The organism is Halolactibacillus halophilus (assembly GCF_900115605.1).
Classification (GTDB): domain Bacteria; phylum Bacillota; class Bacilli; order Bacillales; family Amphibacillaceae; genus Halolactibacillus; species Halolactibacillus halophilus.
This window is the reverse complement of sequence record NZ_FOXC01000002.1, coordinates 153,526-168,068: the sequence shown is the minus strand read 5'-3', so window position 1 is coordinate 168,068 and position 14,543 is coordinate 153,526. Positions and strand designations below refer to the sequence as shown.

At 40.6% G+C, this 14,543-nt stretch carries 14 protein-coding genes; 12 read left to right on the top strand and 2 right to left on the bottom strand.

Annotated features, from left to right (window positions below):
• Positions 1–51: 51 nt before the first annotated feature.
• The gene (locus BM098_RS01980) at positions 52–1,767 is read right to left on the bottom strand and encodes an Rqc2 family fibronectin-binding protein (RefSeq protein WP_089829837.1); all 1,716 of its coding nucleotides are present in this window, start codon (positions 1,765–1,767) and stop codon (positions 52–54) included.
• A 279-nt stretch (positions 1,768–2,046) separates the two neighbouring features.
• On the opposite strand from BM098_RS01980, the gene remA reads away from it, so the two are divergent.
• The 12 genes from remA (at position 2,047) to BM098_RS01920 (ending at position 14,156) form a co-directional block, all read left to right on the top strand.
• Positions 2,047–2,307, top strand: coding sequence for an extracellular matrix/biofilm regulator RemA (gene remA / locus BM098_RS01975; protein ID WP_089829836.1), 261 nt, complete (start codon positions 2,047–2,049; stop codon positions 2,305–2,307).
• A 34-nt stretch (positions 2,308–2,341) separates the two neighbouring features.
• On the top strand, positions 2,342–2,965 hold the full coding sequence (gene gmk, locus BM098_RS01970) for a guanylate kinase (protein WP_089829834.1): 624 nt from the start codon (positions 2,342–2,344) through the stop codon (positions 2,963–2,965).
• Positions 2,965–3,177: a DNA-directed RNA polymerase subunit omega gene (gene rpoZ / locus BM098_RS01965; RefSeq protein ID WP_089829933.1), complete on the top strand. Its 213-nt coding sequence runs from the start codon at positions 2,965–2,967 to the stop codon at positions 3,175–3,177. The genes gmk and rpoZ overlap by 1 nt, the downstream gene beginning before the upstream one ends.
• 78 nt (positions 3,178–3,255) lie before the next feature.
• Positions 3,256–4,458, top strand: coding sequence for a bifunctional phosphopantothenoylcysteine decarboxylase/phosphopantothenate--cysteine ligase CoaBC (gene coaBC, locus BM098_RS01960; protein ID WP_089829832.1), 1,203 nt, complete (start codon positions 3,256–3,258; stop codon positions 4,456–4,458).
• On the top strand, positions 4,455–6,866 hold the full coding sequence (gene priA / locus BM098_RS01955) for a primosomal protein N' (protein WP_089829830.1): 2,412 nt from the start codon (positions 4,455–4,457) through the stop codon (positions 6,864–6,866). The genes coaBC and priA overlap by 4 nt, the downstream gene beginning before the upstream one ends.
• Before the next feature lie 14 nt (positions 6,867–6,880).
• Positions 6,881–7,822, top strand: coding sequence for a methionyl-tRNA formyltransferase (fmt, locus tag BM098_RS01950; RefSeq protein WP_089829828.1), 942 nt, complete (start codon positions 6,881–6,883; stop codon positions 7,820–7,822).
• Positions 7,815–9,176, top strand: a complete 1,362-nt coding sequence (gene rsmB / locus BM098_RS01945; RefSeq protein WP_089829826.1) for a 16S rRNA (cytosine(967)-C(5))-methyltransferase RsmB — start codon at positions 7,815–7,817, stop codon at positions 9,174–9,176. The genes fmt and rsmB overlap by 8 nt, the downstream gene beginning before the upstream one ends.
• A 21-nt stretch (positions 9,177–9,197) precedes the next feature.
• The gene (locus tag BM098_RS01940) at positions 9,198–9,947 is read left to right on the top strand and encodes a Stp1/IreP family PP2C-type Ser/Thr phosphatase (protein WP_159430084.1); all 750 of its coding nucleotides are present in this window, start codon (positions 9,198–9,200) and stop codon (positions 9,945–9,947) included.
• Positions 9,941–11,959 (top strand): Stk1 family PASTA domain-containing Ser/Thr kinase, encoded by a 2,019-nt coding sequence (gene pknB / locus BM098_RS01935; protein ID WP_089829824.1) that lies wholly within the window; start codon positions 9,941–9,943, stop codon positions 11,957–11,959. The genes BM098_RS01940 and pknB overlap by 7 nt, the downstream gene beginning before the upstream one ends.
• Complete coding sequence (gene rsgA / locus BM098_RS01930; protein WP_089829821.1) at positions 11,960–12,844, top strand: ribosome small subunit-dependent GTPase A; 885 nt, start codon at positions 11,960–11,962, stop codon at positions 12,842–12,844.
• Positions 12,845–12,846: 2 nt separating this feature from the next.
• Positions 12,847–13,506 carry a ribulose-phosphate 3-epimerase gene (gene rpe, locus BM098_RS01925; protein WP_089829819.1) on the top strand — a complete coding sequence of 220 codons (660 nt, stop codon included), beginning with the start codon at positions 12,847–12,849 and terminating at the stop codon, positions 13,504–13,506.
• Between the two features lie 2 nt (positions 13,507–13,508).
• A complete protein-coding gene (locus BM098_RS01920) occupies positions 13,509–14,156 on the top strand; it encodes a thiamine diphosphokinase (protein WP_089829817.1) in 648 nt (215 codons plus the stop codon).
• Between the two features lie 184 nt (positions 14,157–14,340).
• On the opposite strand, the gene rpmB is transcribed toward BM098_RS01920, so the two are convergent.
• Complete coding sequence (gene rpmB / locus BM098_RS01915) at positions 14,341–14,529, bottom strand: 50S ribosomal protein L28 (protein ID WP_089829815.1); 189 nt, start codon at positions 14,527–14,529, stop codon at positions 14,341–14,343.
• Positions 14,530–14,543: the final 14 nt, after the last annotated feature.

The window sequence follows — 14,543 nt, the reverse complement described above, 5'->3', positions numbered from 1 at the left end:
GACACACAATGAACAAAAGACGCACTCACAACAATGTGAGGCGTCTTTTGTTTACTTATCGCTCGCGAGATTTTCGTTTTGTTTTAACTGTTCAACCACATCTTTCTTTGGCGTAACAGCGAGTGTTTTTTGAGAATCATAAATGACATACCCGGGCTTTGCGCCGCTTGGTTTATGCACATGTTTGATCTCTGTATAGTCAACAGGAACAGAACTTGACTGTTGGGCTTTACTGAAATATGCCGCTAACATAGCCGCTTCAGTTAACGTTGTTTCACTTGGGTCATCGGCACGAATCACCACATGAGAACCTGGAATGTCTTTTGTGTGTAACCAGATGTTTTGTTTACTTGCAAATTTCATCGTCAAGTACTCGTTTTGTTTATTATTTTTACCGACAAAGATAGGCGTCCCGTCACTAGATTGATAGCGGTCGGGTGTTGGCTTTTTAGGTTTATTCTTTTTCTGATTCTTCGCGACTTTCTTTTTGATCAGACCTTCTTCTTCTAACTCTTCTCTAATCTCAATTAAATCTTCTAAGCGTGCTTTTTCAATTTGTTCAATCAGCTGGTCAAGGTAAGCAATCATCTCGTATGCCTTTTTGATTTCAATATCTAATATGCGTTTTGATGTTTTAAGTTTTTGATACGTCTTAAAATAACTTTGAGCATTCTCACTTGGTGATTTATTTGGATTGAGTTCAATTGTTAGTGTCGGTGTGTCATCTTCGTAATAGTCTAACACCTCAACGGACGCATCTCCCTGTTTCACTAAATGCATATGAGCAGTCAACAATTCGCCCATTTTTTGATAGCGCGCAGCGTTTTCAGCTTTTTTTAATGTCTGTTGTTGCTTTTTAATCTTTCTCACTGTTTTACTGCGTTCATTTTGTAATACCCGGATTAAATCACCTGCACGCTGTTTAACTAAGTCACGGTCGGCTTTATCGCGGTAGTAATAATCCAAAAGCAGATTGACGGATTCAAACGGTTTTAAGTCAGCCGTAAAGGATGTGAGTGGAAATAGATAAAAAGCAGCCTGTGATTGATCGATTACAGGCTCAACAGGTCCATTATTGACTTTAGCTAAAAGCTGCTCGAAGCCTTCAATTTGGGCATCTAAGTCATCGCCGAACGTTTTGATTTCTTGTTCGATTTGTGGGGAAATCCCCATGAAATGGTTTAAGAACGGACGCTCATCTGAAGCTGATTCTATCGTTGAGTGGCGCACTTCTTTAGTCAAATTGAAGGGGTTCACTTTTCCTTGCGTTGGTGGATAGATGTAAGCTTGTCCCGGTTGAATCGTACGGAACCGGTTTTGATACGGTGATAAATGTTTCATCGCATCCAAAATGTGTCCTTTATCGGCATCAACTAAAATAATATTGGAGTGTTTCCCCATAATTTCTATGACAAGCCGTTTTCTAACATCATCTCCGATTTCGTTCTTACCTTGAATAGATAGCTCAATGATTCGTTCATTCTCATATTGCGAAATGTTGTGGATAAAGCTACCTTCTAAATGTTTTCTCAGTAACATACAAAACATCGGTGGTTCCTTTGGGTTGGTATATTTTTCAGCTGTTAAATGTACTCGGGCATAGACAGGATGCATCGATAATAATAAGCGGTGCGTTTGACCATTGGCCCGAATATTTAACACTAATTCTGTTTTTGTTGGTTGATATATTTTTAAGATACGACCAGTTGCAAGTAAGGTGTGCAACTCTTTACTTACGCGTCGTGTCACTAAACCATCATACGTCATTATCATCACCTCGTGTTGATATTATAGCACGGAATCAGTTGGGATGATACCGATCGATCATTGTCAGCTTATGTGAAACGTTACTAACTTACTTCATCAAACATTTACAAAGATCGGCTTGATTGTGTATACTGAAGATATAAGGAATAGAAGAGATTGTTGGCAGAATAAAGAATTTCGTCAAGAAGCATTCCAAAATGACGCTTTTTATACTATAATTATAAAGATTATTATGTCATTCATATGATGAGCGGCTATAGTTTAAGGGGGAGCAAAATTTTGAGTTTACGATTAATCAATATCGGATTTGGTAATGTTGTTTCAGCCAACCGGATCATTACGATTGTTTCACCAGAGTCTGCGCCAATCAAACGTATTATTTCTGTCGCAAGAGAGAATAATAAACTTATTGATGCAACATATGGTAGACGAACCCGTGCAGTCATTATTACAGATAGTGATCATATCGTGTTATCTGCGGTACAACCAGAAACAGTCGGAAATCGCGTCATCACGCACGAAGAAGAATTATTAGATTAATGCTAATGAGATTAGTTTGATTGGGGGAGTAACTTTGTTATTTAAACAAAAAGGTATTCTTTTCGTTCTATCTGGACCTTCAGGTGTAGGAAAAGGCACTGTTAGAAAAGCACTGTTTAAAAAGGATACATCATTAAAGTATTCAACATCAATGACCACGCGTCCGATGCGACCGGGTGAGCAAGAAGGCGTCGATTATTTTTATCGTTCAAAGGAAGCTTTTGAACACATGATTGAAAACAATCAACTGCTTGAACATGCGGAGTATGTCGGTAATTACTACGGTACGCCACGTGAGTATGTTGAACAACAATTAGAAGAAGGCAATGATGTCTTTTTGGAAATTGAAGTTCAAGGTGCACTGCAAGTGAAAGCAAACTTCCCAGAAGGGGTGTTTATTTTCTTATCACCACCAAGCTTGGAAGAGTTAAAAAATCGAATTGTTAGTCGCGGAACAGAAACAGAATCTTTAGTAATGAATCGTCTAAATGCCGCGAAAGAAGAAATCGATATGATGGATGCTTACGATTACGTCGTTGTAAATGATCGAGTTGATCATGCGGTTGAAAATGTCCAAGCGATTGTTAAAAGTGAACATTGTAAACGAGAACGTGTGGCATCTGAATATAAGAAAATTTTGGAGGTGAGTCAATCATGATGTTAGAGCCATCTATTGACCAATTATTAACGAAAATTAATTCAAAGTATACCCTTGTGACATTATCATCACGTCGTGCACGCCAAATTCAAGATGAAAAAATTGTTCAAATTGAAAAACCAACATCTGCAACTAACGTTGGGATTGCGCTAGAAGAAATCTATGCTGATAAGTTGACATATATTTCAACTGAATACAAAGAACGTCGCTAAATCTTCACACGTTAACCCCCTTGTTCGCCAAATACGGTGGCTAGGGGGTTTTCATGCATATAGAAAGGATGGGTCATGATGACTTTATCAGGAAAAAAGATTGTCCTTGGCGTCACAGGTGGCATTGCGGCTTATAAAGCCATTAGCTTAACGAGTAAATTGACACAAAGTGGAGCGATTGTCAAAGTGATTTTAACAAGCGGTGCCCAAAAGTTTGTCACTTCCCTGTCATTTCAAGCTATTTCTCGTCAGCCTGTCTATTTAGATACATTTGATGAACTAGATGCAGCTGAAATTCAACATATTGCCTTAGCTGATTGGGCAGATTATGTCGTCGTCGCCCCAGCTACAGCGAATATCATTGGTAAATATGCAAACGGCATCGCGGATGATTTATTATCGACAATGCTACTTGCGGCAACGTCTCCTGTGTTTTTTGCCCCTGCGATGAATGTACATATGTATGAACATGCTGCGGTTATAAACAATATGGACACGTTACAACAGCGTGGTGTGACATTTATTGAGCCAGATGAAGGCTATCTTGCGTGCGGATATGTTGGGAAAGGCCGTTTAGCTGAACCAGAGGAGATTGTTCACTTCCTTAAGGAGAAATCACGTCAAGCCTCGCTTTTACAGGGGAAACACGTCTTAATTACAGCTGGTCCAACCCAGGAGAAAATTGATCCAGTTAGATTTTTGACCAATCACTCATCAGGGAAAATGGGCTATCAATTAGCCACAGTGGCCGCTGAGTTAGGGGCTAACGTAACGCTCGTGAGTGGTCCAGTGCAACTTGAGACACCCGGAGGTGTCACGCGAGTAGATGTAGTATCAGCTAAAGAGATGTATGAGGTGGTTACGTCACGCTATGATGAAGCGGATATTGTGATCAAGACCGCGGCTGTTAGTGATTATACGCCTAAGGTCACGTATGACCAAAAGCTAAAAAAACAAACCAAACCACTCGCACTCGATATGGTTCGAACAAAAGATATTTTAAAAACACTCGGTGACCAAAAAACCAATCAATATTTGGTAGGGTTTGCGGCGGAGACAGAAGATGTCGTTGCTTATGGTAAAGAGAAATTAATTAATAAACAACTTGATATGGTCGTTATCAATGATGTATCAAAGCCAAATCAAGGGTTTCATGCCGATACAAATGCGGTCACAATCGTGACTAAAACAGGCCAAGAACACACCCTACCGCTCCAAACGAAGCGAGCAGTGGCTAAAGAGATATTACGAATCATTACTGAGGAAGTTGATCAAGCATGACAGAAAAAATTGCTAAAGTTGTCGTCGACGTACCCGCAAGTAATATTAATCGATTCTTTGATTACCTCATTCCTGATAAGTTATTAGGAGCAATAGAGATTGGTATGCGGGTGATAGTACCATTTGGTAATCGAACGATTATGGGGTATGTGTTAGAGACAGTTAATGAAACGACGTTTGATGAAACGAAGTTAAAACAAATTAAAACGACACTTGATGTACAACCTGTTCTAACAAAAGAACTGATAGATTTAGGTCAATGGCTTGCTGAGTCAACGCTGAGTTACTTTATTTCAAGTTTTCAAGCGATGCTACCACAAGCGCTAAAAGCATCGTATGATAAATCGCTCCACCGGCTTCATCCACCAATAAATCAACGGTTGGCTGATTTATTTGACGGGCGGGATTATATTGGGTTTGACGAGTTAAATGATGATTTTCCTTTACGGATCGTCAATGATGAGATTGGAAAAGGAAATGTCGAGTGGGATTATCACGTGTCAACAAATGAAAGTTTCAAATATGTCACAATGGTTGAAGTCATTGGAACAGAAGCTAAATTCGATCTTTATTTAGCCGACCTCACTAAACAGTCCAAAAAACAATTCGAACTCGTTCAATATTTTTTAGATGATCATGCAACCCGTCCACTCAAAAAAGTGCTGAAAGACAATAAAACAACGCGAAACACACTCAATAAGCTAATTGACCAACAACTGATTCGCCTGGTTAAACAACAAGTGAATCGGGACCCTTATCAAGGGGAAACAGAAAAAACAACCCCGCTCACCTTAGCTCCGCAACAACAAAAAGCGCTTGATGCGATTGTTCGAAAGATGAATCAACACGAAGCAAAAACCTTCTTACTGCACGGCGTGACTGGCAGTGGTAAAACAGAAGTCTACTTACAGGCGATTGATTTAGCGATAAGACAGGACAAAGAAGCGATTGTCCTCGTACCAGAAATTAGTTTAACACCAATGATGGTTGAGCGTTTTAAACGTCGTTTTGGCGATGCGGTGGCTGTATTACATAGCGCTTTATCTAAAGGTGAACGTTTTGATGAATGGCGGAAAATCCAAAAGAAACAGGTCAGTGTGGCTGTAGGGGCGCGCTCAGCTATTTTTGCGCCATTTGAAAACCTCGGGATGATTATTATAGACGAGGAACATGAGTCGACCTATAAACAAGAAGATCATCCGCGCTATCACGTTCGTGATGTCGCTAAACACCGGGCAGACTATCACAAGTGTCCGGTTGTATTAGGCACGGCAACACCTACACTTGAAACGTATGCCCGAGCAAAAAAAGGCGTCTATCAGTTGATAGAGATGCCGGAAAGAATCAATCAATCACTGATGCCAAAGGTGACGATTCAAGACATGCGAGAAGAACTGCATCAAGGCAATCGAACAATGTTTTCACGTCAACTGAAAGAAGCCATCGAGCGGCGACTTGAAAAACGAGAACAAGTGGTACTGTTTTTAAATCGACGTGGTTACTCAACGTTTGTCATGTGCCGTGATTGTGGGCATACAGTGGAATGTCCATCTTGTGACATCTCGCTTACCTATCACCAACGGGATCACCGGCTTAAATGTCATTATTGCAATTACAGTGAGCCGATGCCTAACGTTTGTCCAAACTGTCAGTCAGAATCGATTCGCTTTTTCGGAACTGGGACAGAAAAGGTTGAAGAAGCTTTAAACGAAACCTTCCCCGAAGCACGTATCATTCGCATGGATGTTGATACGACAAGAAAAAAAGGCGCACATGAACGATTATTGAAACAATTTGGAAATAAACAAGCTGATATCTTACTAGGGACACAAATGATCGCGAAAGGTCTAGACTTTCCAGATGTTACTCTTGTCGGTGTGCTTGCGGCTGATGGCTTATTAAACTTGCCAGACTTTAGAGCGGCAGAAAAGACCTTTCAATTGCTCACCCAGGTTTCAGGTCGGGCAGGTAGGCATGAATTGACTGGAGAAGTTATTGTTCAGACGTATACGCCTGAACATTATAGTGTGTTGTTCGCGAAAGACTATGACTACCACGGTTTTTTCAAACAAGAGATGGCCCTTAGAAAAGCCTATCAATATCCCCCGTATTATTTCCTGACCTTAATAACGGTGACGCACGAAAATCGCTTGAAGGCAGAAGAAGTGACGCGGGTAATTCAAAAATTACTTGTTAAACATTTGACGAAGGAAGCGGTTATTCTTGGTCCAACGCCATCACCGATTGAAAGAATTAAAGGTCGTTATCGCTTTCAATGCATGGTAAAATATAAAGATGAACCTGACTTAATGTCGGTATTAAGAAAAATACTACAGCATTATGAAGCTGAAAGTAGAAAAGAACAGTTAATGATCCATATTGATTTAAACCCACAACAACTTATGTAGAAAGAAGGTTAATTATGAACCGGATTGTATTTATGGGAACACCTGACTTTAGTGTGCCTATTTTGGAACAGTTAGTGAAAGATGGCTATGATATTCCTCTTGTCGTCACCCAACCTGATCGGCCCAAAGGGCGTAAAAAAGTGTTAACGCCACCACCGGTGAAAGTGGCAGCTGAGCGCTTGGGGTTAGCAGTCTTTCAACCAGAAAAAATCAAGACAGATTATACGCCTGTACTTGAAGCCAAGCCGGATTTAATCGTGACCGCAGCATTCGGTCAGATTGTCCCAAATGTGTTACTAGAAGCACCTTATTATGGCTGTATTAACGTCCATGCCTCACTACTCCCAGATTACCGTGGTGGTGCGCCAATACACCAAGCAATTATTGACGGAAAACGTGAAACGGGCGTCACAATTATGTATATGGTTGAAGCTCTAGATGCTGGGGACATATTAACGCAACAGACACTTCCGATTGAACGGGAGGACCATGTAGGCAGTCTGTTTAATAAATTGAGTGAAGTTGGACGGGACCTTTTACAACGAACGTTGCCAAAATTATTTAATCATACACTCACACCAACTAAGCAGGATGAAAGCAAAGTCACATATGCGAGAAACATTACCCGTGACCAAGAACGGATTGATTGGAATAAAACGAGTAACGACATTTATAATCATGTGCGCGGGATGCACCCTTTCCCTGTCGCTAGTACAACACTAGATGAAAAGAACGTGAAATTATGGTGGGTTGAAACAAACCAAACCCACACAAATCAAGCGCCCGGAACGATTATCGCACTCGAACAAAACGGGGTAGTTGTACAAGCAGGCGAGGGCTCAGTGAAACTAACAGATATTCAACTGGCAGGAAAGAAACGCATGCCAATTAAAGATCTCTTAAATGGTCAACATCCATTTAAGATAGGGAAAGTATTAGGTGAACACTATGAGTAAAACAGTTAGAGCGCATGCGTTGGACGTGCTCGTTAAAGTGGGCGATAACGGTGCCTTTAGTCATTTATTGATTGATCAAACGTTAAAAAGCAATGATTTAGAGAGTAGAGATCAAGGTCTGTTTACTGAGCTTGTTTACGGGACACTAAACCGGAAATTAACGTTAGCGTATGACCTTGATCAGTTTGTAAAAAAAACAAGCAAACTGCAAAGTTGGGTCAAGTGGTTACTCTACCTGTCATTTTATCAACTAAAATATTTAGATAAGGTACCTGATCATGCGGTCGTTAATGAAGCTGTTGAGCTTGCGAAAAAGAGAGGACATCAAGGCATTGTTAAATTAGTCAACGGTGTGTTACGTCAAGCATTACGTCAAGGCTTCCCCTCGTATGGTGAAATTGAGCCGGAAACGAAAAGACTCAGCATCGAAACGAGTACACCTGAATGGTTAATCGAACGCTGGATCGATAGTTATGGTCTAGAAAAGGCTGAACAAATCGCCAAGGCCCAGTTAATAAAAGCAGATAAATCGGTACGGGTCAATCCATTAAAAATGAGCCGTGACGAGGTGAAACAATGCTTAACAGAGGACGGATTTGATGTAGAAGACTCACCGTTTTCGTCTAAAGGTCTTATAATTAACACAGGTAATATTTTGAAACACCCTTACTTTGAAGAAGGCATTGTGACTATTCAAGACCAAACGTCGATGTTAGTTGGAGAGATGATGGCGGTTAAGGAAGGGCAGACAATTCTTGATAGCTGCAGTGCACCCGGTGGTAAATCGACGGATTTAGCCGAGCGTTTATCGAATACTGGGCATGTGTATAGCTATGACTTACATGAGAAGAAAACATCACTCGTTGAGAAAAAAGCCGAGCAATTAGGGTTGATCAATATGAAGACCAAAGCGATGGATGCACGTAAGCTTGACCAAGTTTTTGAGCCTAAGACATTTGATCGGATTTTGATTGATGCTCCGTGTTCGGGGTTTGGTGTCATTCGAACGAAGCCAGATATCAAGTATACGAAAACAAATGAAGATGTCTTAAACCTATCGATGATTCAATTCGATATGTTGGCGACAATCATGCCTTTATTAAAAGAAGACGGAAAACTGATTTATAGTACGTGCACCATTGACCCAACAGAAAACGAAGCGTTAGTGGCTGAGTTTTTATCTGGTCAAACACGATACGAAGTCGATCCAAACTTCTTTACTGAATTACCGGACTTCTTACAAAATTCAGCAGGGATTACGCCATTTGGCTTGCAAATATTCCCTGATGAATATCAAACCGATGGGTTCTTTTTAACCCGATTACAATATAAACAAGCAACTGATGATATGTAATCAGTGGGTGAGGTGAAAATGATGCATATATTTATAACCGATCAAGGACGCGTTCGTCCTTATAACGAAGACACGGGTGGTGTCGTCTGTAATCAAGACAAACAAACGTTGTATGTCATTGCTGATGGTATGGGAGGCCATAATGCTGGAGATGTAGCCAGCGCCATGGTTTTACAGTATTTCCAAACGCACTGGCCAAAGGAGCGACAGTTCACACGCGTTGATGATGTTGAACGCTATCTTATCAAATCGATTCAAACAGTCAATGAACAAATTTATCAAAAAGCAAAAGAAAATGACGCCTATCGTGGGATGGGGACGACGGTTGTGGTCGTCATCATTATTGACGAGATGGCGGTTGTCGCGCATGTTGGTGATAGCCGTTGTTATAAATTAGCTGAAGGTCAACTAAGACAAATTACTAAAGACCACTCCCTTGTGAATGCGCTCATTCATGCAGGTGAAATAACCGAACAAGAAGCTCGGGTCCATCCAAAGAAGAATATTCTCACTCGGGCAGTCGGTACCGACCTTGCCATTGATGTTGACGTTACTATGGTGAGTTGTGAGCTAGGCGATACGTTGTTACTTTGTACAGACGGGTTAACGAATAAATTAACAGATGAAGAAATAAAAACAATTATTCAATCGGTACAAAAAATTGATGATGCAGGTAAGCAGTTGATTGATGCGGCTAATGCTCGTGGCGGCGAAGATAATATCTCCCTTGTGTTAATTAATGAACAAGCAGGAGGTGACGCCTCTTGTTAGAAGGTAAAGTATTAGGAGAACGATATAAAGTTCAGTCACTGATCGGTGGTGGCGGTATGGCTAATGTCTACTTGGGGTTTGATTCGATTTTGAAACGAGAAGTCGCTATTAAAGTCTTAAAGCTTGAGTATGCCAATGATGATGATTTTATCAGGCGTTTTCACCGGGAAGCGCAAAATGCGACGAGTTTGTCACATCCTAATATTGTGACGATTTATGATGTCGATGATGAAAACGATATTTATTATATGGTGATGGAATATGTCAATGGTATGACGCTCAAACGTTACATTCAGCTCCACGCCCCGCTAGACCCAGAAGAAGCGGTTATGATAACAGCTCAAATTGCAGAAGCCATTCAACACGCGCATGACCATCATATTATTCACCGCGACATTAAACCACAAAACATTTTAATGACGCGTGACAAACAAGTGAAAGTAACCGATTTTGGGATTGCACTTGCACTAAGTTCAACATCGATGACGCAAACAAATGCGGTCTTGGGCAGTGTGCATTACTTGTCGCCAGAGCAAGCCAGGGGGGGCTTAGCAAACACAAAATCAGACATTTACTCGCTTGGTATTGTCTTGTTTGAATTATTAACCGGTCGCTTACCGTTTTCCGGTCAATCCGCCGTGTCCGTGGCACTCAAACATCTTCAACAAGTAGTACCACCGGTGAAGAAATGGGCGAAAGACGTGCCGCAAAGTGTCGAGAATGTAGTGTTGAAATCAACTGCTAAAGATCCGCTCAATCGGTATCAATCGATGGATGAATTTATTGAGGATTTACGAACCGTATTAGATGAGGATAGGCTACATGAAGCCCCGTTTCAGGTCCCTATTATAGAAGGAGATGAAACGAAACAAGTGCCAGTGATTCAGGAGAGCTTATTCCAAAATCAATCCGGTGATGATACTGTTGTGCATCGAAAATCGGCAATGGTACAAGATCCTTCCACTATGACAGCTAAAAACAAAAAGGAAACATCAAAGCAGAAAAAAATCATTTGGGGAAGCTCAATTGCCGTATTAATTTTACTATTTAGTTTATTGTTTAGTTTGTTTGTGTTGCCGATTCTACTCCAACCTGATGATGTTGAATTAATTGATTTGACCGATCGAGATAGAGAAGAAGCGAAACGCTGGTTAGAAAATAATAATTTAACGTATGACATTGAGGAAGTTTATGATGATTCAGTTGATGTTAATGTAGTGATTAGTCAATCACCCGATTCCGGTCGGTTTGTTAAAGAAGAAACTGGGGTCGACCTCGTTGTATCATTAGGTGAGGAACCGGTTGGGATGGAGGATTATACCGATCAATCTTACAGTCAGGTGGAAAGGTTATTGCTCAACCAAGATTTTCAAAATGTTCAGCGTATAGATGTGTATTCAGAAGAGCCCGTTGGGACGATTTTAACGCAAGTTGAACCCCAACCAGGTAGTGATGTTGTCCCATCTGAAACGATTGTTGTATTTGAAGTGAGTGTTGGTAAGCGGATGGTAACCTTAGATGATTTGATTGGCTTAGATGAATTAGAAGCGCGTGACTATTTAACCGATAAAAATTTAGTCGCAAAAGTCACGGAAGCACACGATAATGAGGTGCAAGAAGGTGAAGTTATTCGTCAATCACCCGAAGGTGACGTTGAGGTAGAAGAAGGGTCGGTTGTCAATCTTGTCGTCTCACTTGGTGAAGAAGAAAAACCGGTGAAAACGTATAAAGAAGAGGTGACGGTCAGTTATACACTAGATGAATTACCAGCTGACGATGAAAATACGACGACAGAAGAACGTCTTATCCCGCAAGAAGTAAGAATCTATATTGGTGACGTGTCACACGATTCAGAAAAGACGTACCAAGTTCAAATGATTACTGAAGATACAACCTTTACGATTCCAATGGAAATCGCACCAGATGACCAAGCGGTTTACCGGATTGAGCGTGATGATCAGACAGTAGTTCAAAAGACAATTCGATACGAAGATATTGAAGGTGGTGAATAAATGGCCAATGGAAAAATTATGAAAGCTCTTAGTGGTTTTTATTATGTAGAAGATGAGACAGGCGAGGTATTTCAGTGCCGGGCAAGAGGTGTGTTTCGAAAAAATAAAGAAACACCACTCGTTGGCGATGATGTTGAATTTGAATCAGCAAACAAAACAGATGGCACTGTCACGAAACTTTTACCGCGCAAAAATGCGTTAGTCAGACCTCCAGTCAGTAATGTCGACCAAGCGTTAATTGCAGTCTCTGTTAAAGAGCCTGATTTTAGTACGGTGTTGTTAGATCGTTTTTTAGTTTTAGTTGAAAAACATAACATCACCCCCGTCATTTTACTCACTAAAATGGACTTGCTTAAAGAAAATGAATACGAAATGGTCGCAAACTACCAAAAGATCTATGAAGCGATGGGGTATGTAGTCAAATCTTTTTCAACAGAGATTGACCAAGAATCACATCAGTTAGAGGAACTACTAGCAGGAAAAACAACCGTTATTGCTGGTCAATCAGGGGTTGGGAAATCGAGCTTTTTAAACCGATTGAACCCGCATTTAAATATTAAAACCGCGGCCATATCAGATAGCCTCGGACGAGGGAAGCATACGACGCGTCATGTTGAGTTAGTCCCAATTTTAGGGGGGCATGTCGCTGATACACCTGGGTTTAGTTCATTAGATTTTGCTGAGATTAATCTAGAGGAATTACCGAAATTATTCGTTGATTTCGAACAATATAGCGAAGCATGTAAGTTTAGAGGCTGTATGCATATGAATGAACCGAAATGTCGTGTGAAAGAGGCGGTTGCTCGCGGAGAAATTGCGTCATTTAGATATGACCATTATCAACAATTTTATGAAGAGATTAAACAAAGAAAGCCGAGGTATTAATTATGTCAAAAATAGCACCTTCAATTTTATCTGCAGATTTTAGTAAATTAGGTGAAGAGATTAAAGAAGTAGAACAAGCAGGCGCCGATTATATTCACGTTGATGTTATGGATGGACACTTTGTACCAAATATTACGATTGGTCCATTGATCGTTGATGCGATTCGCCCAGTAACAAACTTACCACTGGATGTCCATTTAATGATTGAAAATCCTGATCAATACATCGATCAATTCGCCGATAGCGGGGCTGATATAATCACCGTCCATTATGAAGCGTGTACCCACTTGCACCGGACGATTATGCATATTAAAGAAAAAGGCGTGAAAGCAGGGCTCGTGATTAATCCGGCCACACCGGTTGAATTGATTCGTCCAATTTTGCCTGAACTTGATTTATTATTATTCATGACGGTAAACCCCGGCTTTGGAGGACAGTCCTTTATTCCGAGTGTACTTGATCAAATCAAGCAAGCTGATCAATGGCGGAAAGATATGCAGCTAGATTTAGAGTTTGAAGTTGATGGTGGCATCAATACTGAAACAGCAGCTTGGTGCAAAGAAGCGGGTATTGATGTGTTTGTAGCTGGAAGCTTTATTTTTAATAAAACAGATCGTCATGAAGCAATCAATCAATTGCGTCAAGCGATCGGGGATCAGTAACTATGACCGTATATGGTATTGTTGCAGGAGGGCCAAAGGCCCTCTTGCCTTGTTTAACAGACCAAAAAGTTGATTGTTGGATTGGTTGTGATCGTGGTTGTCTCTATATATTAGAAGCGGGTCTGACATTATATCAAGCAATTGGCGATTTTGATTCGGTCTCTAAAGAGGAGCATGAATTCATTGAAAAAGAAGCAAAACAGATGCAGGTGTTCTCAGTAGATAAAGATGACTCAGATTTAGAACTCGCCATAAAAATGCTCCAAAATCAACCAGAAGATTCGTTGATTCTTTACGGGATTACAGGTGGGCGTCTAGATCACACTTTAGTGAATATTGCTTTATTAAAACGTTTAACCAAACAAGGGGTTAACGCTAAAATGATGGACTGTTACCACACGATTGATATTTATCTACCCGGTGTGCACCAGCTTTATCTGGATCCTACGCGTTACATTTCGATTTTGCCAGCAACAGACCAAGTTGAGGGTGTAACTTTAGCAGGGTTTAAATACCCATTGGTGGAGGCGACGCTAGAAGAAGGATCAAGTTTAACGCTATCGAATCATTTAGTATCGACAACGGGGTCTATTTCTTTTAAGGCAGGTATCTTGATTGTTATAAGTGCGGATGAGCCACCAGCTTTTTAATGAAAGGGTTGAGGCTTAAGTGCCTTTTTAGAAAAATACTCAGATTTTACTAAGAAGATGTTTGCGCAGATGTGAAAGCATTAGCCTGATTGTGTCCGATGCTTGTCACCAATTAAATTAAAAGAAAAAAATAAAGCGCAGGCCAGAAGTGGCGACTGCGCTTTATTTCATCATTAACGTATGATTATACACGTTCAACTTTACCTGATTTTAATGCACGAGCAGATACGTAAACACGTTTTGGTTTACCATCTACCATGATGCGTACTTTTTGAACATTAGCTTTCCAGTTACGTTTGTTAGCGTTCAACGCGTGTGAACGATTGTTTCCAGAAACTGTCTTACGTCCGGTTACGACACATTTGCGGCTCATATTTTTCCCTCCTA

Coding starts and splice junctions, on each gene's coding strand:
- BM098_RS01980 (WP_089829837.1), bottom strand. CDS start 1,767: ATGACGTATGATGGTTTAGTGACACGACGCGTAAGTAAAGAGTTGCAC.
- rpoZ (WP_089829933.1), top strand. CDS start 2,965: ATGTTAGAGCCATCTATTGACCAATTATTAACGAAAATTAATTCAAAG.
- coaBC (WP_089829832.1), top strand. CDS start 3,256: ATGACTTTATCAGGAAAAAAGATTGTCCTTGGCGTCACAGGTGGCATT.
- priA (WP_089829830.1), top strand. CDS start 4,455: ATGACAGAAAAAATTGCTAAAGTTGTCGTCGACGTACCCGCAAGTAAT.
- fmt (WP_089829828.1), top strand. CDS start 6,881: ATGAACCGGATTGTATTTATGGGAACACCTGACTTTAGTGTGCCTATT.
- rsmB (WP_089829826.1), top strand. CDS start 7,815: ATGAGTAAAACAGTTAGAGCGCATGCGTTGGACGTGCTCGTTAAAGTG.
- BM098_RS01940 (WP_159430084.1), top strand. CDS start 9,198: ATGCATATATTTATAACCGATCAAGGACGCGTTCGTCCTTATAACGAA.
- rsgA (WP_089829821.1), top strand. CDS start 11,960: ATGGCCAATGGAAAAATTATGAAAGCTCTTAGTGGTTTTTATTATGTA.
- rpe (WP_089829819.1), top strand. CDS start 12,847: ATGTCAAAAATAGCACCTTCAATTTTATCTGCAGATTTTAGTAAATTA.
- BM098_RS01920 (WP_089829817.1), top strand. CDS start 13,509: ATGACCGTATATGGTATTGTTGCAGGAGGGCCAAAGGCCCTCTTGCCT.
- rpmB (WP_089829815.1), bottom strand. CDS start 14,529: ATGAGCCGCAAATGTGTCGTAACCGGACGTAAGACAGTTTCTGGAAAC.